The organism is Pseudoalteromonas sp. '520P1 No. 423' (assembly GCF_001269985.1).
In the GTDB taxonomy this organism is placed as follows: Bacteria; Pseudomonadota; Gammaproteobacteria; order Enterobacterales; family Alteromonadaceae; genus Pseudoalteromonas.
This window is the reverse complement of sequence record NZ_BBZB01000001.1, coordinates 329,919-351,683: the sequence shown is the minus strand read 5'-3', so window position 1 is coordinate 351,683 and position 21,765 is coordinate 329,919. Positions and strand designations below refer to the sequence as shown.

Annotated in this window: 22 protein-coding genes and 1 pseudogene; 11 read left to right on the top strand and 12 right to left on the bottom strand. The window is 34.8% G+C overall.

Annotated elements, in window-relative coordinates; translation table 11 throughout:
• The first annotated feature begins 116 nt into the window (after positions 1–116).
• Positions 117–950: an oxaloacetate decarboxylase gene (locus tag PSA_RS01665; protein ID WP_042148942.1), complete on the top strand. Its 834-nt coding sequence runs from the start codon at positions 117–119 to the stop codon at positions 948–950.
• A gap of 11 nt (positions 951–961) precedes the next feature.
• On the opposite strand, the gene PSA_RS01660 is transcribed toward PSA_RS01665, so the two are convergent.
• The 4 genes from PSA_RS01660 to PSA_RS01645 all read right to left on the bottom strand — a co-directional run bounded on the left by PSA_RS01660 (position 962) and on the right by PSA_RS01645 (position 4,709).
• Positions 962–2,218 (bottom strand): HD-GYP domain-containing protein, encoded by a 1,257-nt coding sequence (locus PSA_RS01660; protein WP_042148939.1) that lies wholly within the window; start codon positions 2,216–2,218, stop codon positions 962–964.
• A gap of 222 nt (positions 2,219–2,440) precedes the next feature.
• Entirely contained in the window at positions 2,441–3,268 is an 828-nt protein-coding gene (locus PSA_RS01655; RefSeq protein WP_042148936.1) for a pirin family protein, read from the bottom strand.
• Complete coding sequence (locus PSA_RS01650) at positions 3,268–4,245, bottom strand: glutathione S-transferase family protein (RefSeq protein WP_042148933.1); 978 nt, start codon at positions 4,243–4,245, stop codon at positions 3,268–3,270. Before PSA_RS01650 ends, PSA_RS01655 begins: the two co-directional genes overlap by 1 nt.
• 2 nt (positions 4,246–4,247) lie before the next feature.
• Positions 4,248–4,709: a DoxX family protein gene (locus PSA_RS01645; protein ID WP_082305598.1), complete on the bottom strand. Its 462-nt coding sequence runs from the start codon at positions 4,707–4,709 to the stop codon at positions 4,248–4,250.
• 124 nt (positions 4,710–4,833) lie between these two features.
• On the opposite strand from PSA_RS01645, the gene PSA_RS01640 reads away from it, so the two are divergent.
• Complete coding sequence (locus tag PSA_RS01640; RefSeq protein WP_042148931.1) at positions 4,834–5,730, top strand: LysR substrate-binding domain-containing protein; 897 nt, start codon at positions 4,834–4,836, stop codon at positions 5,728–5,730.
• A 112-nt stretch (positions 5,731–5,842) separates the two neighbouring features.
• A complete protein-coding gene (locus tag PSA_RS01635) occupies positions 5,843–6,448 on the top strand; it encodes an outer membrane beta-barrel protein (protein ID WP_052380122.1) in 606 nt (201 codons plus the stop codon).
• Positions 6,449–6,485: 37 nt separating this feature from the next.
• On the opposite strand, the gene PSA_RS01630 is transcribed toward PSA_RS01635, so the two are convergent.
• Together PSA_RS01630 and PSA_RS01625 are read right to left on the bottom strand one after the other, a co-directional pair.
• Entirely contained in the window at positions 6,486–8,321 is a 1,836-nt protein-coding gene (locus PSA_RS01630) for a DUF885 family protein (RefSeq protein WP_042148925.1), read from the bottom strand.
• A 76-nt stretch (positions 8,322–8,397) separates the two neighbouring features.
• Positions 8,398–9,270, bottom strand: coding sequence for a LysR family transcriptional regulator (locus PSA_RS01625; RefSeq protein WP_042148922.1), 873 nt, complete (start codon positions 9,268–9,270; stop codon positions 8,398–8,400).
• Between the two features lie 139 nt (positions 9,271–9,409).
• Between PSA_RS01625 and trxA the strand changes: the two genes are divergently transcribed.
• Entirely contained in the window at positions 9,410–9,730 is a 321-nt protein-coding gene (gene trxA / locus PSA_RS01620) for a thioredoxin (RefSeq protein WP_197276802.1), read from the top strand.
• Between the two features lie 49 nt (positions 9,731–9,779).
• On the opposite strand, the gene PSA_RS25020 is transcribed toward trxA, so the two are convergent.
• Entirely contained in the window at positions 9,780–9,947 is a 168-nt protein-coding gene (locus PSA_RS25020) for a hypothetical protein (protein WP_157575715.1), read from the bottom strand.
• 389 nt (positions 9,948–10,336) lie between these two features.
• Here PSA_RS25020 and PSA_RS01615 point away from each other — a divergent pair, with 389 nt between their 5' ends.
• The 6 genes and pseudogenes from PSA_RS01615 to PSA_RS27010 all read left to right on the top strand — a co-directional run bounded on the left by PSA_RS01615 (position 10,337) and on the right by PSA_RS27010 (position 14,153).
• Complete coding sequence (locus PSA_RS01615; protein WP_052380121.1) at positions 10,337–11,065, top strand: hypothetical protein; 729 nt, start codon at positions 10,337–10,339, stop codon at positions 11,063–11,065.
• The gene (locus PSA_RS01610) at positions 11,008–11,760 is read left to right on the top strand and encodes an ISKra4 family transposase (RefSeq protein ID WP_127924183.1); all 753 of its coding nucleotides are present in this window, start codon (positions 11,008–11,010) and stop codon (positions 11,758–11,760) included. The genes PSA_RS01615 and PSA_RS01610 overlap by 58 nt, the downstream gene beginning before the upstream one ends.
• Positions 11,761–11,796: 36 nt before the next feature.
• Positions 11,797–12,015 (top strand): annotated as a pseudogene (locus PSA_RS24255) (transposase); the annotation flags it as partial.
• Positions 12,016–12,391: 376 nt separating this feature from the next.
• On the top strand, positions 12,392–13,561 hold the full coding sequence (locus PSA_RS01605; RefSeq protein ID WP_157575713.1) for a hypothetical protein: 1,170 nt from the start codon (positions 12,392–12,394) through the stop codon (positions 13,559–13,561).
• 5 nt (positions 13,562–13,566) lie between these two features.
• Positions 13,567–13,893, top strand: a complete 327-nt coding sequence (locus PSA_RS01600; RefSeq protein WP_042148904.1) for a DUF1493 family protein — start codon at positions 13,567–13,569, stop codon at positions 13,891–13,893.
• A 170-nt stretch (positions 13,894–14,063) separates the two neighbouring features.
• Positions 14,064–14,153: a Rho-binding antiterminator gene (locus PSA_RS27010; protein ID WP_082305596.1), complete on the top strand. Its 90-nt coding sequence runs from the start codon at positions 14,064–14,066 to the stop codon at positions 14,151–14,153.
• 281 nt (positions 14,154–14,434) lie between these two features.
• Here the strand turns inward: PSA_RS27010 and PSA_RS01595 are convergent, their stop codons facing one another.
• On the bottom strand, positions 14,435–14,851 hold the full coding sequence (locus tag PSA_RS01595; protein WP_042148901.1) for a hypothetical protein: 417 nt from the start codon (positions 14,849–14,851) through the stop codon (positions 14,435–14,437).
• A gap of 286 nt (positions 14,852–15,137) precedes the next feature.
• Here PSA_RS01595 and PSA_RS01590 point away from each other — a divergent pair, with 286 nt between their 5' ends.
• Positions 15,138–15,503 (top strand): DUF3192 domain-containing protein, encoded by a 366-nt coding sequence (locus PSA_RS01590; RefSeq protein WP_042148910.1) that lies wholly within the window; start codon positions 15,138–15,140, stop codon positions 15,501–15,503.
• Between the two features lie 374 nt (positions 15,504–15,877).
• Here PSA_RS01590 and PSA_RS01585 read toward each other — a convergent pair whose 3' ends face one another.
• From PSA_RS01585 to PSA_RS01570, 4 genes are all read right to left on the bottom strand, one after another.
• Positions 15,878–16,105, bottom strand: coding sequence for a hypothetical protein (locus PSA_RS01585; protein ID WP_042148900.1), 228 nt, complete (start codon positions 16,103–16,105; stop codon positions 15,878–15,880).
• Between the two features lie 68 nt (positions 16,106–16,173).
• Positions 16,174–17,346 (bottom strand): serine hydrolase, encoded by a 1,173-nt coding sequence (locus PSA_RS01580; protein ID WP_042148897.1) that lies wholly within the window; start codon positions 17,344–17,346, stop codon positions 16,174–16,176.
• 359 nt (positions 17,347–17,705) lie between these two features.
• A complete protein-coding gene (gene nhaC, locus PSA_RS01575; RefSeq protein ID WP_042148894.1) occupies positions 17,706–19,160 on the bottom strand; it encodes a Na+/H+ antiporter NhaC in 1,455 nt (484 codons plus the stop codon).
• Between the two features lie 117 nt (positions 19,161–19,277).
• The gene (locus PSA_RS01570) at positions 19,278–21,614 is read right to left on the bottom strand and encodes an aminotransferase class III-fold pyridoxal phosphate-dependent enzyme (protein ID WP_042148892.1); all 2,337 of its coding nucleotides are present in this window, start codon (positions 21,612–21,614) and stop codon (positions 19,278–19,280) included.
• Positions 21,615–21,765: the final 151 nt, after the last annotated feature.

Sequence of the window (21,765 nt, the reverse complement as noted above, 5' to 3'; positions counted from 1 at the left end):
AGTCATTTATTAGTAAGAAAGACATTTGTGGGCAGTATATGCTGTTTATTCAATAAAGTAATCAAGTAGTTTTATATCTTTACTTGGAATGTTTCACTTTTAAACAGGTATATATCATGAAAAACAATAGATTAGTTGAATTAATTGAGCTGCAAAGCATAGTAACGGCACCTGGTATATTTGATGGTTTATCGGCGCGCTTAGTTGAACAAGCAGGTTTTAGCGCAATTTATGCAAGCGGTGGGGCTATTGCGCGCAGTACTGGGGTACCTGATATTGGTTTACTCACTTTAACTGAAGTTGCAGACAGAATGAGGCAAATAGTTGAATCAACCAATTTACCTGTCATAGCGGATGCGGATACAGGGTTTGGTAATGAAATAAATGTTAAGCGAACAGTTGAGCGATTTAGTAATGCTGGAGTGGCTGCATTGCACATTGAAGATCAGCAGTTTCCTAAGCGATGTGGTCATTTAGATGGCAAGTCACTGATCAGTATTGAAGAAATGAAACATAAGATTGCAGTTGCAAAAAAATATGCTGGTAACATGATGATAATTGCACGAACTGATGCCATTGCTGTTACTGGGTTTGAAGATGCCATTGGAAGAGCTAAAGCATATGTTGAGGCAGGTGCTGATATGATTTTTGTAGAAGCACCAGAAACAGTAGCGCAAATAGAATTAATAGCGGAGCAAGTTCCCGGCCCTAAATTGATTAATATGTTTCATAGCGGTAAAACACCTTTAGTATCAACGATACGCTTAAAGCAGCTTGGTTATCAACTCATAATTATCCCTTCAGATTTGCAACGCGCAGCGATGGCAGGCATGAAAAATGTATTATCTGAAATTTATCAATCAGGAAATTCAGGTGCAGTTGCAGATCAAATGTTAAGTTTTTCTCAAAGAGAGCAAGTGGTTAAAACTCATGAATTTCTAAAACCCTAATTTTAAATAGGCTATTTAACTTGCTCTATAAAATAGCTAACACGACTTCTAGGGCTTAAATATTCATATACCTCTTTGGATATCTGATTTAAATTTAATGCTCTAGCAATTTTTAATTCATGTGATTCATCTAAATCTATGATCACAGCCTGTTCTTTGGGAATTAGTGGATCAAAAATGAGCACATTAGGAAATAGTAACTTACTTAAATTTACTGATATAACTAAGCTAATTTGCCCTGTATCTAACTCTACAACTGTTCCAGGTGGGTAAATTCCTAGAAGTTTAACGAATAAGCCTAATGAATGAGGTTCATATTTATGCTTATCTCTTTTAAATAAATGGGATAAAGCAGAATAGGGGGTTTTAGCTTTTTTAGTGTCGCTCGGGTGGCATAAATTATCGTAACTATTCACAACGCTATGTATATTTGCCAAAGGGTCTAACTGATGACCTTTAAGTTTATTTGGGTAGCCACTGCCATCGTATAATTCATGATGCTGCTCAATTATTCGTTTGGCTTTTTTATCAAAGTCATGAGCTAAATCTAATAATTCAATACTGTATTGCGGGTGCAATTTTAAAAAGTTTTCTTCTGGGCCGGTTAGTGCTGCTGTTTTGCGTAATATTTGAGTGGGAACTTTCAGTTTACCAATATCATGAAATAATGCGGCCATACCTAATGTTGTTAGAGATGTTTTTGCTAGCCCTTTCTTTTTACCAATAAGCATAGCTAAAATGGCCACATTTAATGAGTGGTAATATAGATTTTCGTCTTCTTTTGACTCACTCATTAAGTGTAAAACAATATCGCCTTTACTTAATAACTGCTCTGATATTTCGTCTATCAATTGGCTAGCTTGATCTATTGCTTGTACTGGCCTGCTGCGAATATCTTTCATCACGGTGCGAACATGCAGCATTGAGCGTTTAAAGTTTTTTTCAGAGCGATTTATATTGCGACGGAATTGTTTTAATTTTTCAATTCTTAGCTCTTTTAAAACCGTTAGTTCGTCTTTTAATTCATTGGCCTCTGTTGGATTTGTTGCAACTTCAATACATATTTCACTTACAGTAAGTGGTTTCTTATCACTTTTTGTTGGAAAGGCGATAACATGTTTGATGCCTAGGTTTTTGATTACTTTAATTTGAACTGTCGATTTTATTTTAAAGTTATTTAATACGAATGGATGTTGAAACCACTTAAGCGGTAGCTGAATAAATATACCCGGCTGTAATTGTTCTACTGAAACTTTAATGCCTTTCATATGTAACTGTAAAGCCTACCTTAAACTTAAATATTCGCGTTAAGTATAAAATACCAACTAAATCAGAAGAGTGGCGATATTCATGGAGAACTGGCGGTCTATTAGACAAATTGATTATTTTGATAATTATGACTCCCTCGGTTAATTTCTTATCAGGAGTTCATACTCATGATGACTCCTTGTTGAGGTTTTGACACCTCAATCAAAGTTAGCTGTGGATCATCATACAAACTGATTATTTTGATAATCCTGAATCGCTTGATTAATTTCTTCTCTAGAGTTCATTACAAACGGACCATATTGCACTATCGGTTCATTTATTGGTGTACCACTTAAAATAATCGCCTTTAATTCTTGGTTATTGGCTTGTATAGACAAGGAGTCTCCTTTGGAATATAGCCCCATTTGGCGATATTTTAGTTCGGTAGATTCACCTTGGTAAATAAATACTAATGCGGGGTTGTGGCTGTTAAATTTAAGTTCAGCAACTTCGTTTGCATTAAGTTCAATATCTAAAAATATAGGTTGAGTTGAAAGATCAGGTAAAGGCCCTATTGCTTGTTGCTCATGATTTTTTAAAGTACCAGCTATCACACTGGCTTTACCGCCTGATTCAAGTGTTAACTTAGGAATATCAGTATTGCGTAAATCTCTATAAGCTGCAGGTTTAAGTTTTTCATTGGCAGGTAAATTTAACCAAATTTGAAAACCGTGTAATAAGCCATTTTCTTGCTCAGGTATCTCGGAATGAATAACGCCTTTACCTGCTGTCATCCATTGTACATCTCCACTTTCAATGATGCCGTTATTGCCCATATGATCTTTATGGCGCATTTTTCCTGCTTTCATATAAGTGATGGTTTCAAAGCCGCGATGTGGATGCGATGGAAACCCGCCAATGTAATCACCTGCATTGTCTGAGTTTATCTCATCTAACATTAAAAATGGGTTTAGCAGCTGATGAACGTGCTGTCCGCCCACTCTATGAATATTTACACCATCACCATCTTTAGAAGTTAAGGCATTAACAACTTGTTTGAGTTTTCTCATTATTTCACTCCAGCTTTTATTTTCATTTCATTACGACCATGAGGTCGCATAAAGTTAAGTTCAGGGCCGATAGGAACAACACCAGTTGGATTAATACTTTTATGACTTTTGTAGTAATGATCTTTTATATGTGTCATATCAACTGTATTTTTAATCCCTTCGATTTGATAAAGCTCGCGAATATAGCCACTGATTGCTGGATAGTCGGCTAACTTTTGTTTATTACACTTAAAATGACCATGATAAACAGCATCAAAGCGTATGAGTGTTGTAAATAATCGCCAGTCAGCTTCAGTGAGCGAATCACCTGTTAAATACCTGTTGTTTGTGAGTATGCCTTCCACCCAATCTAACGCATCAAAAAGGGTGTGATAAGCGGTTTTATATGCCTCTTGGCTTGTTGCAAATCCGCTGCGGTACACGCCATTATTGATGTCAGAGTAAATTCGAACGTTTAATTGGTCGATATTATTCTGCATTGCCTTAGGGTAATAATCATCTTGATTATTAGTGTGCTGATTAAATGCAGTATTAAACATTTTGATAATGTCAGCTGATTCATTGTTTACGATTGTTTTTGTTTGTTTGTCCCATAAAACGGGCACTGTTACACGACCTTCATATTGAGCATCGGCTTTTAAATAGACCTGATATAAATAATTAAAATCGTATAAAGGATCTTTTACTTCCCAGCCATTCTCAGCCATAAGTGGATCAACTACAGTGACATCTATATAATCCTCAAGCTGTTTTAAAGCTCTAAAAATTAATGTGCGGTGTGCCCATGGGCAAGCTAAAGAAACATATAAATGATAGCGGCCTTTTTCTGCTTTAAATCCCAATTTACCAGTTGGCCCTGCGCTACCATCATAGGTTATCCAATTTCTAAATTTGCTGGCTTGGCGTTTAAATTCACCCTTATTTGCTTCAGTTTCGTACCATGCATCAACCCATTGACCGTTTTGTAATAAACCCATGATTATGCTCCTAACTTATTAGTTATTAATTTGTCTAAACTTATACTGCCTGCACCTCTAAATACTAAGCTGATACTGATAATTAGTAAGGCGAGTGCAAACTCATAACCGTTATTACTCATAAATAGACCATTGCTGATATGGACGCTAAAAATAGCAACTAGCATAGTGATAGCTAATACAATCGAAGCTGGGCGTACTAATAAACCGAGTATTAAAAATAAACCACCAAAAAATTCAGCAGAGCCAGCCATTGCAGCCATTAAAATGCCGGGTGTAATACCGATTGATTCCATCCAACCTCCAGTACCCTCGAGTCCGTAACCACCAAACCAGGCAAATAGTTTCTGTGCACCATGGGCAAAAAAGATAGTACCTGCACCTAAACGTAATGCTAATGTGTCGAAGCCTGATTTTGAAAATGTTGTATTTTGTATAAGTTGTTTTATTGTTGAAAGTGACATAATTAATTCCTCTATAGTGCTCTGTCGATTTGATGTAACCAGTTTATTGAATTTAAAATTTCAAAACACAGTGGTTTTTAGATTAGAATGTTCAAATAATTTGAACAATTAAATGCGTGTATTTATGAATAAGAACCCAATAACAATAGAGGCTTTAACTGTTTTAGATGCAATAGACAGACGACAAAGTTTTGCAAAAGCAGCTGAAGAACTGAATAAAGCAACGTCAGCACTCTCTTATGTCGTGCAAAAACTTGAAGAGCAATTAAATATCACTTTATTTGAGCGTCAAGGACGAAGATCTGTTTTAACAGCCGCTGGCAGGCTTGTATTAGATGAGGGACGTTTGATCTTGCAAGCAACAAGCTTATTAGCTGATAAAGCAAAGCAAGTTGCAACAGGTTGGGAAACAAAATTAAATATCGCAATTGATTCAGTGATTGATAAAGACTTATTTTTTAAGGTGTTATCGGAATTTTTACTTGTGCACCCAACAATTGAAATAGATATTCGAGAAAGTGTTTTAAATGGTGGTTGGGATGCATTGGAACATGATGAAGTTGATTTAGCTGTTGGTGTAACTGGCCCCGTACCATTACAAAAAGGTTTTAGAGCCGTCCCTTTGCAATCAATTGATATGCTTCCAGTTATTTCAAGCGCGCATCCAAAGGCTAGTTTAGCTAAAAATACATCTGCATTTAAGGCTGAACTTAAAAATATAAGGCGTATTGTGACTCATGACACCACTAAAGTAAATGTAGCTCGTACAGCAGGTTTGATTGATAGTCAGCAAATTTTATATGTTCAAAATATAGGTCAAAAAATAGCAGCGCAATTAGCCGGCGTAGGAATAGGTTATTTGCCTCGCCATAGAATAGAGCAGTATTTAAAAACAGGGGAATTCATCGAAATTAATTTAGGTAGCACTAATACAGCTGAATGTTTTTTAGCATGGAAAATAAGCAATAAAGGTAAAGGGTTAAAAGCACTCACTGAATTATTATCTCAATCAGGGCTTTAATGTACTTTAACTAACGTATTCTTACAATTTCAGACAATTATACGTCCATAATTTATATATACTGCCTGCAATTTAATTTGAATTGTTTTCAAGCCTAATATTAAGGATGATGATGAAAAATTTAACCTCAATATCTGCTATTTTTGCCACAATTTTAAGTGCTTCTGCATTTGCTAATCAAGAAGTTGCTCAAACCCAAACGGATAAAAAACATACCTTTGGTGCACAATGGTCGTTAGGTAGCGCTGATTATGATAGATCGCACTTTAGCGACGATGGTGTAATTCAATTATATGGATATTATAATTATGCAATCAATAATCAAGTAGCTATTGAAGTTGGTATAAACTCAGGCTCTGATTGGGGTTGGGATTGTGATAACGATTATGATAATGATGATTGGGACTGTGATTCTGGCTGGTTTAATTGGGATGATGATGATATTGAATATGCTAACTTAGTTATTGCAGCCAAAGGTGCAATACCTTTAAGTAAGCGTAATAGCTTGTTTGCTAAGCTTGGCGGTCAATTCTATGATTACGAAATAAATTATAGAGGTAATACAGATGCAGATGAATCTGGATTTGGTCTGTTTGCAGAAGCTGGTTGGCAGTATCGTTGGGACTTTGGTTTAGGCTTAAATGCCGGTCTGCAGTTTATTGATATGGGCAACTTAGATACCTCAACATTCACAGCCGGCGTGAGTTATCAGTTTTAGTTATTTTACCCCCGATAGGTATCGGGGGTTTTAAGCTTTAGCTTTTAGCGATTTTTTGTAATCTTGCTATGTATTGATCCACTAACCTCTCTAATATATGTAAAGGAACCGCACCATTTTTTAGTACTACATCGTGAAAATCTCTTAAAGTAAATTGCTTACCTAAAGCCGCTTTGGCTTTCTCTCTTAGTGAGAGTATTTTCATCATGCCAACCTTATAAGACGTGGCTTGTCCTGGCATCACGATATAGCGTTCAATTTTAGAAGTAACATCTGATAGGGCCATGCCAGTATTTGCTAACATATATTGAATGGATTGCTCACGCGTCCAGCGCTTATGATGTAAACCTGTATCGTCCACTAATCTTACTGCTCTAAATAGCTCGGCTTGTAAGCGCCCTACATTGTCAAATGGGTCATTCTCAAAACCTAATTCCCATGCTAAATACTCTGCATATAAAGCCCAGCCTTCAGTGTAAGCTGTAAAAGGTGACATGCGTCTAAATAGAGGCATACCTTCAAGCTCCATACCGATAGCTATTTGAAAATGATGCCCAGGAATACCTTCATGATACGCCAAGGTTCGCATACTATATTTTGGCGTAGCTTTAATATCATATAGATTGGCGAAAAATAGCCCTGGACGACTGCCATCAATCGAAGGTTGTTGATAATAAGCCCCTGGTGCTGTTTTTTCTTTAAATTCAGGAATACGCCGTACTTCCATCGTTGCTTTTGGCTGTATGCGAAACGCGGGATCTAACCCTGTGCTGATTTCATCTAATATAGTTTGATAATCAACAAGAATTTGCGCTCTACCCTCATCTGTATCTGGATAATAAAATTCTTCTTGCGCTTTTAATATTTCAATTGATTGGGTAAAACCTTGTTCGGTTTCATATCCTTGAGACGCTAAAATGCTCAATATTTCACTTTGAATTCTGGCTACTTCGGCTAAACCCATTTGGTGGATTTGTTCGGGTGAATAATCGGTAGTAGTAAAAAATTTTAATGAAGCAGCATATGCTTGTTCGCCGAGGGGGAAGCGCCAAAAACCATCATCGGTACTGGCTTTAGATTTTAAATTGGTAAAATATTCAATGAGTATTTTGTAGGCTGGGTGAACCGACTCCTGCATTTGAGTTGTTACTTTAGCTAAAATTTCGCTTTGTTGCTTAGAGGAAATGTCATCTGATTTATCAATTTTAGTTTTTAAAGAGGAGTATAAAATATTATCTTCAATCGGTTGCTCTACAAAACGCGTCATTTCATCTAGTACGCGCTCTATGACAAATAGAGGTGGAATAATGCCTTTTTCTTCCCTTATTTTTAGCCCCTCAAGACTTTGTTCAAATTTAAGTTTTACTTTAGATAATCGAGATACATAGTTTTCAGCATCTTCAACTTTATTGACTTGGTGTTGGGCATCCATAAAGCTTGGATAGTCATTCTGTATACCAAACAATTGATTAACGGGGTAGTTATGATATCTAAACTGTTCTGAATTGGTGCCAAAATTAAGGAGATATAAGGCTATTTCTCTAGATAGGTTTTCTGAAGCGTTTAGTTCGTCTTCAGAATAGTTTTCAATTGAGAATTTTACATGCTTCATTAAAGCATATAATTTATCAGACTGTTTTTGGCTACTGTCGTCTAGTTCAGCATTATGCCCTTTAATGCCTATGGACTCTAAAAAGCCTAAAGAAGTTAAAGTTTCAGGGCTATCAAAGGCTACTTTAATCATGGCTCGGTCAAGATATGATCTGAAAAAGAAAGGTTTGTTGGCATACCATTCATGGGAAGCAAATACCCCTCCCAAAATTAGAATGGTTAAAAGTAAGATGCTAATCCACTTGAATATTATTTTTATCATTATACATTCTTTCGAATTGTAAAATTAATGTTAATAATATTTTTGGCTTATGAGCAAGTAAAGGCTCTTAATTAGTTTAGGACAATCTACCTATATGGTTTTGAAAAAAATCTAAAAAAGCACGTGTTTTTAAAGGAATACTTCTGCTTTGATATAAAACACTTAATTGCTGCGCAACAGGGTCTTTAGCGAGTTTTACTCTTTTTATTTTATTATTACTTTGGCAAGTGTAGTCAGGTAATTTAACTATACCTAACCCTCTTTGCATTGCCTCCAAGCGCATTTCAGGACTGGGCAGTATGATGCGACTATCAATAGGCACTGCTTGTAGTGTATTTTTATCCCGAAAAAGCCATTGTTCTTGTGGATTGGCTAAAATGCATGATTCATTAATTAAGTGCTCTGGTTTTGATAATTTACTCACGTCGTAATCACTTGATGCAAATAATGATTGGGGGAAACTTAATAGGGTTTTAGCTATCCACTGAGATGCAGTTAATGGTGTTTCGTGTAGTACAAATGTGAGGTCTGTTGTGTGATTTATTTCAGGAATAACACCTGAATAATGGCCGCAAGTCAAGTTAATTTTAGGGTACTGCTTAGCAAAGTCAGTTATTAACTCACTAATAATACGGCTGAAAAACTCTATTGGTAAAACAATGTTTAGTTGCCCTTTCGGTTCATTAATAAATGAACCAACTTCTTCTTCTACTTTCGACAATCCTTCAATATAAGGTTTACTTTTTTGATAAAGAAGTTGGCCACTTTGTGTTAATTCTTGACTTCGTGTTGTTCGGATCAGAAGTTGAGTAGAGAGCTGTTTTTCTAGTTGTACTAAATGACGACTCAACTTTGATTTTGGCATGTTGAGTTTTTTTGCCCCAAGGGTAAATGAGCCTGACTCCACTAAAACAATAAACATATATAAATCATCTAAATTAGCTTTCATCAGTTTTCCATTTTATTAGTTTTTAAAAGTAAATTTAAACATTGTTCTAAATTTAGAACAATGTTTTTAATATTTACCCTCTAATCAAAGTGAAGCAGTTTCTTTAGACTGAGAGTAACTAAATAGCAATGGAAATAAAGTGATGTCGAATGTAAATGAAATTTTAGCGAATGATTTTGAGACTGAAGTAGAAAACTTTGAAGGCAGCGTTTTGGTCGATTTTTATGCGCCTTGGTGTGGACCTTGTAAAATGATTGCACCAATCGTTGATACTATTTCACAAGAACGAGACGATTTAAAAGTTGTGAAAGTGGATGCGGATAAATCTCAAGAGCTTATGGTACGTTTTGGTATTCGTGGCATTCCAACTTTATTATTAATGAAACAAGGTAAAGTGGTAGATACTAAAGTGGGTGCAGCCTCTTTATCACAAATAAGAGAATTTACAGCTCAGGTATAAATTTTTAATTAGAATATAGGGAGAGACAGCTCTCCCTATAGAGCTAAGCTTAGTTATATCCCAAAATAAAATCATGTTCATCCTCAAATAATAAATTGAATGCCTCATCTTGTAGTGGTTCTTTCAATGAAGGCGTTATGCTTTTCAAGGTTTCAAATATACTTGTTGTTGCATTTTGTTCAGTTTGAGAGTCAGATAATAAAGTTAAATAGGTCATGTGAGTACTCCAATGGTTAAGTCACATATTTAATAATGCATACTCGATACCAAGTTTTAGCTCTATGATTTATATCTAGTTGTTAGTTATTGCAGGCAAATTGCAAATAGATAATTGCAATTTGCTAACTCATTTTGAAAATTAAGGCGCATATTCCTTTAAACACGATTTTAATTTATCAATATCAATTGGGTGTAGATCCTTTGAGTCGACGAAAGATCTTTTAATTTTAGTACGTTAAATTCTTTTTAGAAGAAAGAAGAGCCTTTTTGTGCTAGTTATGTAGTTCTTACACAGCACAAAGAGCAAAAAAGGCCTTCTATGAATGTAGCTTACTTGAATACCCCTGACTTTTCATTTTTTGTGATGCGAGCAAACAGCTTCACCACATGGTCGAGTACCTTCAATCTGATAAGCGTTTCGATAATGAGCATGGTGATATTGAACAATATATTCAAAGTGAAGGATTTGAGGTGTTACGAAGCTTGTTCCAAGGTTATCTAGACCTTAGAGCAGCGAGTGAAGAAACCATGTCAAACGTGTATACCGATGAAGGCATACACCTTAACCATACCAAACATTGTACCAAGCGAAAACTAACGACACTCTTTGGCGATGTTATTGTTAAACGTAAAAGCTACAGTCAACGTTTACATAAAAGTGTTTTTCCATTAGATGCTCAGCTAAATTTACCAGCAGATCAATACTCTGACGGTATACGCCAACGAGTCGCAATTGAAGCGAGAAAATCGTCCTATGATGAAGTAGTTGAATCAATTAAGCAGACGACAGGTGGTTATATTCCAAAGCGGCAAAGCCTTAAATTAGCTCAAGACGTAGCGCAGGACTTCGATGATTTTTATCGACAAAATCGTTACTTAACGCCTGAGAAAACAGGCAACTTGTTAGTATTAACATTCCATGGAAAAGGTATTGTCATGCGACCAGAAGGTCTTCGAGAATGCACTAAAAAAGTCGCATTAAAATCAAAGAAGCTAAAATTAAAATCAAAGAAGCTAAAGAGCCGATTAAGTGCAGGAGAAAAAAAGATAGAAAACGCATGGCACAAGTGGCTGCTGTCTACACGGCGCTACCTCATATTCGAACGCCTGAAGTGATTATGAAGAGTGAAACGCAAGAAAGTAATGTTCATCATCTTAACGTTGCAGAGCGCAATAAGCGGGTGTGGGCAAGTATTGAGAATACGGCTGAAGATGTCATTGAAGCTGGTTTTCTAGAAGCTTTACAGCGTGACCCAACTCAACAACGCCAGTGGGTTGTATTGATTGACGGTCATTCTCACCAAATAAGATTAATCAATAGGATCATGAAAAAGTATCAGATTAAAGCGAGCATCATCATGGATTTTATCCATGTACTTGAATACGTGTGTAAAGCGGCGTGGTGTTTTTATGAAAAAGGCGATGAAAACGTTGAAAAGTGGGTAGCGAAGCATGCGCTGAAGATACTTCACGGTCACAGTAATCAAGTGGCCAAGGGAATACGTATTAGTGCAACAAAGTTGGGGTTAACTCAGCGTGAAAATATTGATAAATGTGCAGATTATTTACTGAAAAACAAAGCGCGTTTAGAGTATGGCCAAGCACTTGAAAACGGCTACCCCATTGCGAGTGGAGTTATTGAAGGAGCTTGTCGACACCTGATCAACGATAGGTTAGATATTACAGGAGCACTTTGGGGTTTACAGGGGGCTGAAGCAATTCTGAAATTACGGTCCTTAAAATCAAGTGGAGATTTTAATGACTATTGGGATTTCCACAAAAGGCAATCGAAACAAAGGAGCTATGATTAGCAGTTTTTTGAAACCCGTCGATTCAAAAGTACTACACCCAAAGCAATTCAATATGAATGCGTAGATGTTGAGGCATTTATAGGTCGAATGGTACAGCATATACTACCGAAAGGTTTTCAGCGAGTAAGGTATTACGGATTACAAGCAACAGCGAGTTTTAAAAAATGGTATGAAGTGATAGCCCGTATTGCTGTTGATTTAGTTGATGCGATGGTAAGTAATGTGAACCGATTGAGATACGCAGATTTTTTTTAAGAAGTGGCGGGGCGAAATCCTTTGTCATGCGCGTATTGTGGTGAAGAAATGGAACTTACCCGGTTGTTTCACCCAGTGAAGGGGTTTTTCTATGATATATTTGCACCAGATTAGGTTTAGTTTTTTTGTTCATTAATATGGAATAAAGTTAACGGAAATAAAAACTAAATAATTAATTAGATTTAGTCGTTTAGTTTACTTCTCGGTTAAATAATTAACTACCGTACCAAATAAACCGAACATAACCCGTTCGGTTTATTTTTATATCTAAAATAAATAAGGAAAAGCATGATATTTAATAAAAAATCATTTTTTAGCTTCAGTATCTCTTGCCGCGTTTCAATTTAGTTCAAGCGCAAACGCGTCAGTATATACTTTGTATTTTGAATCTTTTCAAAATTTTAAAATTCCTAACCGTTTAATAGACCGCATCGCTTTAAGCTTCCTAATATTCTTAGGTATATCATTTAACTCTTCGGCTGAGGAATGTTATTCAGTTACCCCTCCTATAGAAATGAATGGAAGTTTTTCATTCATTGAAAATTATCAAGGCTCTATTTTTGAGCAAGACTTAGCTTTTGATAGTTTCACTAGCTTTAAAGAAGCATCAGAAAAAATATCTCAAATATTAATGACTCAAGAAAATACGGTTACTATCTTTGCTTCAATAGATGCTAGAACTATCTTGGATAAATCATGTGAAATTAAGCAATATTTCACTGAATCACACCCTAACTTAAATGTATCACGAGTTAATGTAGATAATGATACATACAAAATTAACAATCCATCAAATATCGAAATTAGTTATCATAATTTTTTACAAAGAACAAAGCAAATCAGTCTATTAAATACACCATCAGCACTAAGCGATGCCGGTTCATCTACAAATAAATTTATTCCAACCTGGATAACTTATCTAAACAAAATCTCATTAAATGACTATCCTTTTTATTTATATAATAATTATCTAACTGCTAAATATGGTCGAGATATAGGTAGACAAAAATATACAGCGTTTTTACTTGATAGAAATATAAATAGTTTAGAAACATTAAAAAAACATATAAGAAATAGAACAGAAAAACAAAAATTAGAAGAAGAAATAGAATCATACGAACAAATTAAAAAAGAAGTAAAAGGTATAGCTAAATTGGAGATTCAAAGACAAATAGATAAAATAAAAGCCGAATTAGAATTTTCACAAAATATAAAAGGAAAACATGATAATGTACTTAAAAATTGTCTAATTAAACAATTAGGTGTTACTGAGCTATCGAGTGCAGTAGGTGCTTTATCAACAGCAAATATCATATGTAAACCAAGAATGGGAGTAGCAGGAGGCGGTTTAGCAGGAAATAAGACAAGTATAGTTAGTATAATAGGAGGGCAAGTAAAAATAAAATTTCCTACTGGAGTAAGATTTCAAGGTACTAATAATGTAATTAGAGCCGGAGGTAGAGCTATAGGACATATAGCTAGTCGGGCTATACCGATCTTAATTTTATATGACATCCACCAAATTAATCGTTGTGTAAGAGAATAGTTATTATGAAAAATTTAGATATTTTTAAAAAAATAATTTTAAAGTATTCATCTAGTTATTATGTCAATATGAAATCTAATTTAGTCCATGATTTAATAATAGTAGGAGATGATTTTTCCGATTTAATTTTTGAATTAGAGAAAGAGTTTAATATAGAATTACACTTTTTAGCTAAATATAAATATTGTCCAACTGAAGGTGAATGGGGATCTCTGAGTTGGTTTAGAAAATCTGATACAAAAAAACTTCTAGATAAATGTAAACCCTTATCATTAGAATATTTATTTAAGGAAATAGAAAGTGAAATGGGTGTAGATCGAGGGCGTTCATAATTCTGTGTCAGCGTATAATTTTTAAATATCAAGTACGCTGTCTAAGCGCCCTTCAAAATAAATTATTAGCTATGCGACCATGGGAATTATCATTATTTAAAGATATGAGGAGATGGAAATAATTTACCAATATACAAGGTCTACTTTTCTTTAAGTAATAGGCTTTATTAATGACTGAAAATATTTCTTGTGATGCCCATGATTATTTTGAAATAGTATGCATGCGCCAAAGTAAAATAGAAGTGACTACAAAAAAATGAAACCTTTTTAGGTATCGCTACGGATATTGTTCAACTTAATGATCTGGAAGTATTAACAATAAAGACTCAAGCACATTTAGCGAAAGTGGCGTTAATTGAGGTGAAAAAATTAACTGCGATAGGTAATCAAGTTACCAGTCATAACTTTTCAGTTGAGTGGTAGTTTTTATTTGTTCGGATAAAAAGTAGTTATGCTAAAGCCCAACCTACAACCAATCTTTAAGATATATGTGTAGGTGGGACTGTTAGCTTATTATCGGAGTCAGTATTGCTTTATATTTTTAAGTCGCAGAGCATTTAAAAGTCATATTGGTCAGATATGGCTTGCCTAAAGAGGCTTCACCAATGGCTGTGCCAATAGCAACTAAAGCGCCTGCATCATCAACATGACCGTCACCAAAAATCCATAAAGCAGTACTGATATCATTTACAACTTCTAAACTTTGCTTAGCTTCTAAATAACTCGCTTCGTCTTTTTCACCTTTATAAGATTGTTGCTGATCGACTACATACATTTTTTTATTGTCTTCTTTACAAAAATGCTTGGCTTGTTTTAAAGCTTCTCGTGTTGCCTCATCTTTTGATGTGGTTTTTAATACAATATAGTGAGTGCCACTAGCATCAGGTACTACATCATCATGATGTGCGCAGGCACCTAATAAGCTAGTTAATAATGCGATTGATATAATTTTTTTCATGATGCTATCCTCTTTAGTTTCTGTGGGAAATAATAACAATCCACTGTGTATTTGTGGCGTAAAAAATTGTTAGAAACTGCAAGCTAAATCTACATTTTATTACAGAGTCGAAGATGAGTAGATATTTTAATAAAATGGTTAAAATTACTAATAAATAGTATTAAATTTCAACCATATTAAAGCGAAAATTTTAAGTTGTTGATAATTAGTGTTTTTTATTCTGGTCTGTGTTTTGCTTTAAAGAGAAAAGTAAAAAATATAACTATATAAAATGGATAGATTTAAAATGAAAAAGACTCTACTACTAATTGCTGCGCTTTCTACTCCTTTACTTACGGGCTGTATTGTAAAGGTATCAGATGGAGATATAGATACCCACTGGGGAAGTTCAAGTTCATGGCAAGCATTTCATGAGAATAATAGAAAAAAAATTTCTCAGTTAAAATTAGGTACAGACTATAAAAGTGTATTATCGGACTTTAATACTCCAGAGTTTTCTGAAGTCATGCAGAAAAATAGTAACGAATACCGAGTGTACTTTTTTGCAACAAGCCATGATGGTGATATGAGTAAAAAAGCCTGTACTCCGGTCATTTTCAAAAATGGTATATTAGATGGTTGGGGCGAAACTGCGTACCAAGCAATCTTGTAATTTATCAATATTAAGTGATAGGTCTAATTTGCTTGATACCAATACTCACTTTCAAAATTGTATATTAGAAGGTTGGGGTGAAACTGCGTATCAAGCAATCTTGTAGTTGATAAAAGCTTATTAGTGAATTTAAAATCGAACGTGATTTCGCTCGATTTTATTTTTCAGTCTTTTATTTGTAGTGTGTTTTACTCGAAACCGATATTATTTCCATCCTCTAAACTTCATATAAATAACTAAAAATGAAAACTTTAATACGTATGCGCAAGCACCAAAAAATCTCTTAGCCATTTTGTTTCTACATCCATACTTTTAATTAATCAAATGAGTTTTGCGTATGCTAACGCATGCTAGCTAAGCTTTTGAAATGAGTGCTAATTAGTTCGGTCATCATTATTATCTTTTTCATTTTTTATGGCTATTTTAAATGCCCAAACTACTAATAAAATTAAAATAAAAGGTAGTAACGCTAATGAATATTCAACCCAAAGTGTATTGTGAAAAATAGGTTTCATTAAAAAATGCCCGGCTATTACTAAAACAATAGCGATTAATACTAGCGGTATTATTTTTAATTCACTTTTAGTTGAATGCGTTTTCATTATTTAGCCAATATAAATTTTTTGCATATTGTACTTTATTTCATTTTAAAAAGAATGATGTGAATTAACTATTCAATCAATACTGGCAAGATATGTTGCTCTAATATTTGAGTTAAATTTCTTTGTTCTCTTTGACTTGGTTCATATGCACTGCCTGTTATTGCAATCACAGAGTCAATTTGTGGAAATACAAAGATATATTGACCACCAAAACCATCGGCATAATAAGTATCAAGCTTTTGATTATTGGCAAAGTAGGATGTCATCCACCATTGATATCCATATCCCCAATTCCCTTTATTTATTAATTGTTTTGTAGATTCGGTTATCCAAGATTCAGAGATAACTTGCTGACCTTGCCATTTTCCTTTGTTTAAAAATAATTGACCAAATTTAGCCATATCTCTAGTAGTTAAATATAAGCCGCTGCCAGTGTGTAATTGTCCATCTAATTTCCAAGTATCAAAAAGTGTTATATTTAAAGGTTCAAATAAATACTGTTTCATAAAGTCAGTGACAGTCATATCAGTAGCATGTTGAAGGATGCGTCCTAATCCAAAACTGACGCCTGTTGAATAAGCAAAGGTTTCACCTGGAGTGGTGCTCATGGGGCGGTCTAATAAAAACTGTATGGGATCTTTTGCATTATTCATTTGGCTATTTAAATTACTGGACTCTAAATAGGATACATTCCATTCATCCCACAATAATCCATGGCGCATGGTGAGCCAGTTTTTTAAAGTGACGTCATTTTTGCTGTCGTGCCAATTTTTATCAAAAGATTTATGTTGAAAATAGTCAGTTATTTTAACATTTACATGAGTGATAAAACCTTGATCTATTGCTATGCCAATGAGTGCTGAAGTCATACTCTTTGTCACTGAATTTAATATATGTAAATCAACATTTGTGTTGTTGCTCCAGGCGTCTGTAAAGTCTAATTTATCTTTAATTTGCTCATGAAAAATTAATTTATTATTTTTGACGATGACAATTGAATCTATAAAGCGATAGCCGAATTCATTGTTATTAATATTGTCCATCAAAGAATTTAATGATGTGCTTTCAACATTTAGCTCATCTAAGCTAGCGGTTTGCCAGCCATCATTAGTTTCTATCGGCTGTTGATATACATAAGGGGAGGGTGGTGTGTTTGTCGCTTGTTGTTTTTTATTACCAGAACCACAAGCAATCAGTTGAGATATCAAGACAACAATGAATAACGATTTATTTAAATGCATAAGCTCACCTAAACAGAATACATCTATAAACTATAGAAGGCTTAGGAAAATTAGCTGTGTTAATTTTATGAATTAAGTAAGGTATAAATTTTAGGCAATAAAAAAGCCCGTTAGGGCTTTTGGAGCAATTTATCGACCGTCACCGATATAATTTTTATGTAGCAAGTAGTAGTTGTACAGAGTACGTTGATTACCTGAGTCAGGAGGTAATCAATGAGAATGATTATCAGTTAGATTTTTATTGGAGTCAAGCCTTAATTGTAAAATAAATTAAAATAATTACCTTTAATAGGGTCTAACTCTTATAAAACTAAGATCTTACATCTTATTTTGATTAGTTTGAGGGTGAGTGCTCTCCTTTAAGTTGACACTAAACTCTCATCAATAAATTCTATCTTAAAATTTAAATAGGCATAAATACCGCTGACAATTGGGCAGATCAGATTAAAAAAGGCATAAGGTAAATAAGCCATCGTTGCGACACCTAAAGTAACTGCCATATAAGCACCACAGGTATTCCATGGCACTAACGGGCTGGTAATCGTAGCTGAATCTTCTATCGTTCGACTTAAATTAATCGGATCTAATCCATGTTTTGCATATTCCACCTTTAGCATGCGACCAGGTAATACAATAGCGATGTATTGATCTGCAGTGATAATATTGGCACCTATACAAGTCGCTAGCGTTGTAATTATGAGACTGGAGCTGCCTTTGACTAAAGTTAGCAATGATTGCACGATACGTTTTAACATACCGCTGACTTCCATCACACCACCAAAAGCCATGGCACATAAAATTAGCCAAATTGTATTGAGCATACCGCTCATGCCGCCTCTACTTAATAATTGATTGATCACAGCATCAGAAGTATTGGCTTCATAACCAGAAAACATAGTGATCCAAATACCTTTTAATGCAGCAACAATAGGCTGTAAATTATCATCGTCAGCAAACAGTACTATGCCTTCGAATTGAAAAGCGATCGCACATAAAGCACCTGATAATGAACCTAAAATGACGGTGGGAAATGCAGGGGTTTTTTTATAGGCTAAAAATAAAACAACAACTAATGGCAGTAATAGATGCAAACCGATTGAAAAATCATTATCTAATATCACTAAAATATCATTTAACTGGGTAGCTGAGTTAGTTGCATTTTTATGAAAACCGAGAATTAAAAAGCCAGTTAATGCGATTAAAATACTGGGTATAGTTGTCCAACTCATATGTTTGATATGTTTAAAAATATCGGTACCTACTACGGCAGGCGCTAGATTTGTAGTATCTGATAATGGCGACATTTTATCACCAAAATAAGCGCCGCTAATGATTGCTCCTGCTGTGATTTCTATATTTAATCCTAGTGCAGCAGCGATACCTATTAAGGCAACACCTATCGTGCCGGCAACAGTCCAAGAACTACCAATACTAATTGCTATTACAGCACAAATTAAACAACTGGCAGCATAAAAATAATCTGGACTTAATAGTTGGATACCGTAATAAATCATGGCTGGTACTGTGCCTGCTAATATCCATGTTCCTATGAGCCCACCCACCGCAAATAAAATAAGTAATGCGCCTGTGACTGAAGCAACGCTTTTTACGATTCCAGCCTCAATTTGTTGCCATTTATAGCCATTTTTTACGGCGACTAATAAAGCGATACAAGCAGCCATAATTAAAGCGATTTGATTGGCACCAGAAGAGCTATCGGAAGAAAATAAATAAACAGAAGTTGCAAGCATAATCAAAAGTGCAACGATAGGGGTGAGCGCATCCAGCAGACTAGGTGCTTTAGTTTGAGACATACGTATTTCCTTATTATATTTTTATGGGTAAATACTATCTTTATGATCCGCACATTTATTTATGGCGGTTTATTCCCAAATCATCTTTCAATTTAGAAGTGATTTGGGAGGGGGTAATTATAAATGCGCTAAGCAGTCCTTTAATTGAGCAATGAAATAATCCACATTGCTTTGATTAAATACGATAGGCGGTTTGATTTTAAGTACGTTATTAAATGGGCCATCTAAGCTAAGTAAAATATTACGTGTTTTGAGTTGCTCAATTAAAAATTTAGCTTCTTCAGTGGCTGGAGTCAGATTTTGGTCTCGTACAAGCTCGGCACCTATAAATAGCCCTAAACCTCGTACATCTCCTATAATAGGAAATTGATTTTGCAATTGTCTCAACTGCATCATCATATAGTTGCCAGTCATGATCGCATTTTCTCTTAGCTTATCTTCAGTTATGGTATCGATAACCGCTTTACCTATGGCACAAGATACAGGGTTTCCGCCAAAGGTATTGAAATACTCCATACCAGTTACAAAAGCATCAGCTATTTTTTTAGTGGTGACAACTGCAGCTAATGGGTGTCCATTACCTATAGGTTTACCTAAAGTGACGATATCTGGCACTACATCTTGTGTTTCAAATGCCCACCAATGTGTGCCAACCCGGCCAAATCCAACTTGTACTTCATCAGCAATACATAATCCGCCAGCAGCTCTTATTGAACGATATACAGACTTTAAATAACCATCAGGCATAATTAAATTTCCGCCGACGCCTTGTAGGGATTCACAAATAAAGCCACCAATTTGCTTGCCTTGTAAAGTCAGTTGGCTAATGGTTTCACTCACTGATTCTGCATAAGCTTGACCTGTTTGTTCACTCATGCCTTTAAACTTACCGCGATAGGGATCTGGCATAGGCACAATATGAATATTATCTGCAGCGCCGTCGCCACCAGGGCCATTAAATTTATAAGGGCTGATCTCAATCGCTTTGTTGGTATTACCGTGATATGCGCCATCAACAACAATGAGCTCATTAGATTTGTTGTAGCACTGCATTAAACGCATCGCTAATTCATTGGCTTCACTGCCTGAGTTTACAAACATCACAACAGATAATTCATCTGGCATTTTGCTTAATAACGCTTCGCTATATTCAATAATGTTGTTATTTAAATAGCGGGTATTGGTATTAAGCATCGCCATTTGTTTTTGACCAGCTTCAACAACTTTTGGATGACAATGACCAACATGGCACACATTATTTACCATATCTAAATAAGCGACATTGTTTTCATCTAATAAATATTGGCCTTGGCCTCGTTCAATGATCAGGGGATCTTTGTAAGACACACTTAAAGTTTTAAATAGATTATCTTGTCTTTGTTGTAAGATTTCTTGATGTTGTTGGTTATTTTGAGCTTTAAACTGACATAACCTTTGTAGCTCAAAACCTATGGTTTTTGCATCAAATTTTAATAACTTTTCAATTGCTCGCCATGCAGGCTTAGCTGAAATAAGTAAGTATTCATTATCAGGTTCAGCTTTTATAGCTTGTGCTGAATTACATACGCTGGTGGCTAAGCGCGCACAAATAAGTGGAAATAAAACCCAAGCTTCAGTTGGATTAAGCTTTCTTTGTTGATGATAAGCTAAAGTGATAGTTTTGATGACCGATATAGGGTTGTTTGTATCTAACAGTGCGTAAGTACAAGCAATAGCTAATTCATGTATTTGATAGCTTTTCACCATATCGCCAAAATCAATAACACCTTGTATATCTGAATTTTCATCATGGCTAGATAACAATAAATTGTAATCATTAATGTCATTATGGATCACAGCTTGTGGTAATCCTTCAGTAAAAGGACTAACTTGATGGATAAAAGTCGATAAAATACGTTTAACTTGTTGTTTTTGTGTATCACAACTGAGTTCATGTATTTTTCTTTCAATTACCTGCTGTGCATTTTTTAAATCCCAATCAAGATATCGCTCACTGGCATCATGATCAAAATTAACTAATTGGCTATTAAATTTCCCTAGCATTTCACCTAGTTTTTGATGGTGCTGGCAGTTAATATTTTTATGTTCTGAATAAAAAATACCATCAACAAAGCTTAATAAGCGCATGTATCTAGGTTGGTTTTGAGTATCAATTAAAATGGTAATATCTTGATGGTTAATATCAGCAATCACCTGAGGGAATTGATACTGCTCAATCGGATTTTGCTCGATAAACTGCATCATTTTGTTTTGCATATCGAGTTCAGCCAAAGGCTCTGCACTATTGGCTATTTTTAAAATATATTTTTTGCCATCTTCAGTTGCTAGTCGGTAATTTAGATCTATATACCCAGGTAGCTTTTTAACTTTTACTAATAAATTGTAATGCTTAGCTACTAACTCCTGAATTTTTGACTCAGAACAATTGGCATCAAATAACGCTAAATTTTCCACAAAACACCCTCTATTTTGACGACTAAATCTTAATATTTACTATATCGTATAATTTATATCATTGATAATATATTTCATTTGTACTATAAATAGCACTAATTGTTCAAGTTCATTTTGCTTATTCAATCAAAAATGTTGAAAAGCAGTCATC

Bases quoted from the DNA above. Each gene is read 5' to 3' on its own strand.
- PSA_RS01655 (WP_042148936.1), bottom strand. From the start codon at position 3,268: ATGAGAAAACTCAAACAAGTTGTTAATGCCTTAACTTCTAAAGATGGT.
- PSA_RS01595 (WP_042148901.1), bottom strand. From the start codon at position 14,851: ATGAAAAAAATTATATCAATCGCATTATTAACTAGCTTATTAGGTGCC.
- PSA_RS01590 (WP_042148910.1), top strand. From the start codon at position 15,138: ATGAAAAAGACTCTACTACTAATTGCTGCGCTTTCTACTCCTTTACTT.
- PSA_RS01630 (WP_042148925.1), bottom strand. From the start codon at position 8,321: ATGATAAAAATAATATTCAAGTGGATTAGCATCTTACTTTTAACCATT.
- PSA_RS01585 (WP_042148900.1), bottom strand. From the start codon at position 16,105: ATGAAAACGCATTCAACTAAAAGTGAATTAAAAATAATACCGCTAGTA.
- PSA_RS01600 (WP_042148904.1), top strand. From the start codon at position 13,567: ATGAAAAATTTAGATATTTTTAAAAAAATAATTTTAAAGTATTCATCT.
- PSA_RS01665 (WP_042148942.1), top strand. From the start codon at position 117: ATGAAAAACAATAGATTAGTTGAATTAATTGAGCTGCAAAGCATAGTA.
- PSA_RS01580 (WP_042148897.1), bottom strand. From the start codon at position 17,346: ATGCATTTAAATAAATCGTTATTCATTGTTGTCTTGATATCTCAACTG.
- PSA_RS01640 (WP_042148931.1), top strand. From the start codon at position 4,834: ATGAATAAGAACCCAATAACAATAGAGGCTTTAACTGTTTTAGATGCA.
- PSA_RS01615 (WP_052380121.1), top strand. From the start codon at position 10,337: ATGGTCGAGTACCTTCAATCTGATAAGCGTTTCGATAATGAGCATGGT.
- PSA_RS01625 (WP_042148922.1), bottom strand. From the start codon at position 9,270: ATGAAAGCTAATTTAGATGATTTATATATGTTTATTGTTTTAGTGGAG.
- PSA_RS01610 (WP_127924183.1), top strand. From the start codon at position 11,008: ATGGCACAAGTGGCTGCTGTCTACACGGCGCTACCTCATATTCGAACG.
- PSA_RS01635 (WP_052380122.1), top strand. From the start codon at position 5,843: ATGAAAAATTTAACCTCAATATCTGCTATTTTTGCCACAATTTTAAGT.
- PSA_RS01645 (WP_082305598.1), bottom strand. From the start codon at position 4,709: ATGTCACTTTCAACAATAAAACAACTTATACAAAATACAACATTTTCA.
- nhaC (WP_042148894.1), bottom strand. From the start codon at position 19,160: ATGTCTCAAACTAAAGCACCTAGTCTGCTGGATGCGCTCACCCCTATC.
- PSA_RS25020 (WP_157575715.1), bottom strand. From the start codon at position 9,947: ATGACCTATTTAACTTTATTATCTGACTCTCAAACTGAACAAAATGCA.
- PSA_RS01650 (WP_042148933.1), bottom strand. From the start codon at position 4,245: ATGGGTTTATTACAAAACGGTCAATGGGTTGATGCATGGTACGAAACT.
- PSA_RS27010 (WP_082305596.1), top strand. From the start codon at position 14,064: ATGACTGAAAATATTTCTTGTGATGCCCATGATTATTTTGAAATAGTA.
- PSA_RS01660 (WP_042148939.1), bottom strand. From the start codon at position 2,218: ATGAAAGGCATTAAAGTTTCAGTAGAACAATTACAGCCGGGTATATTT.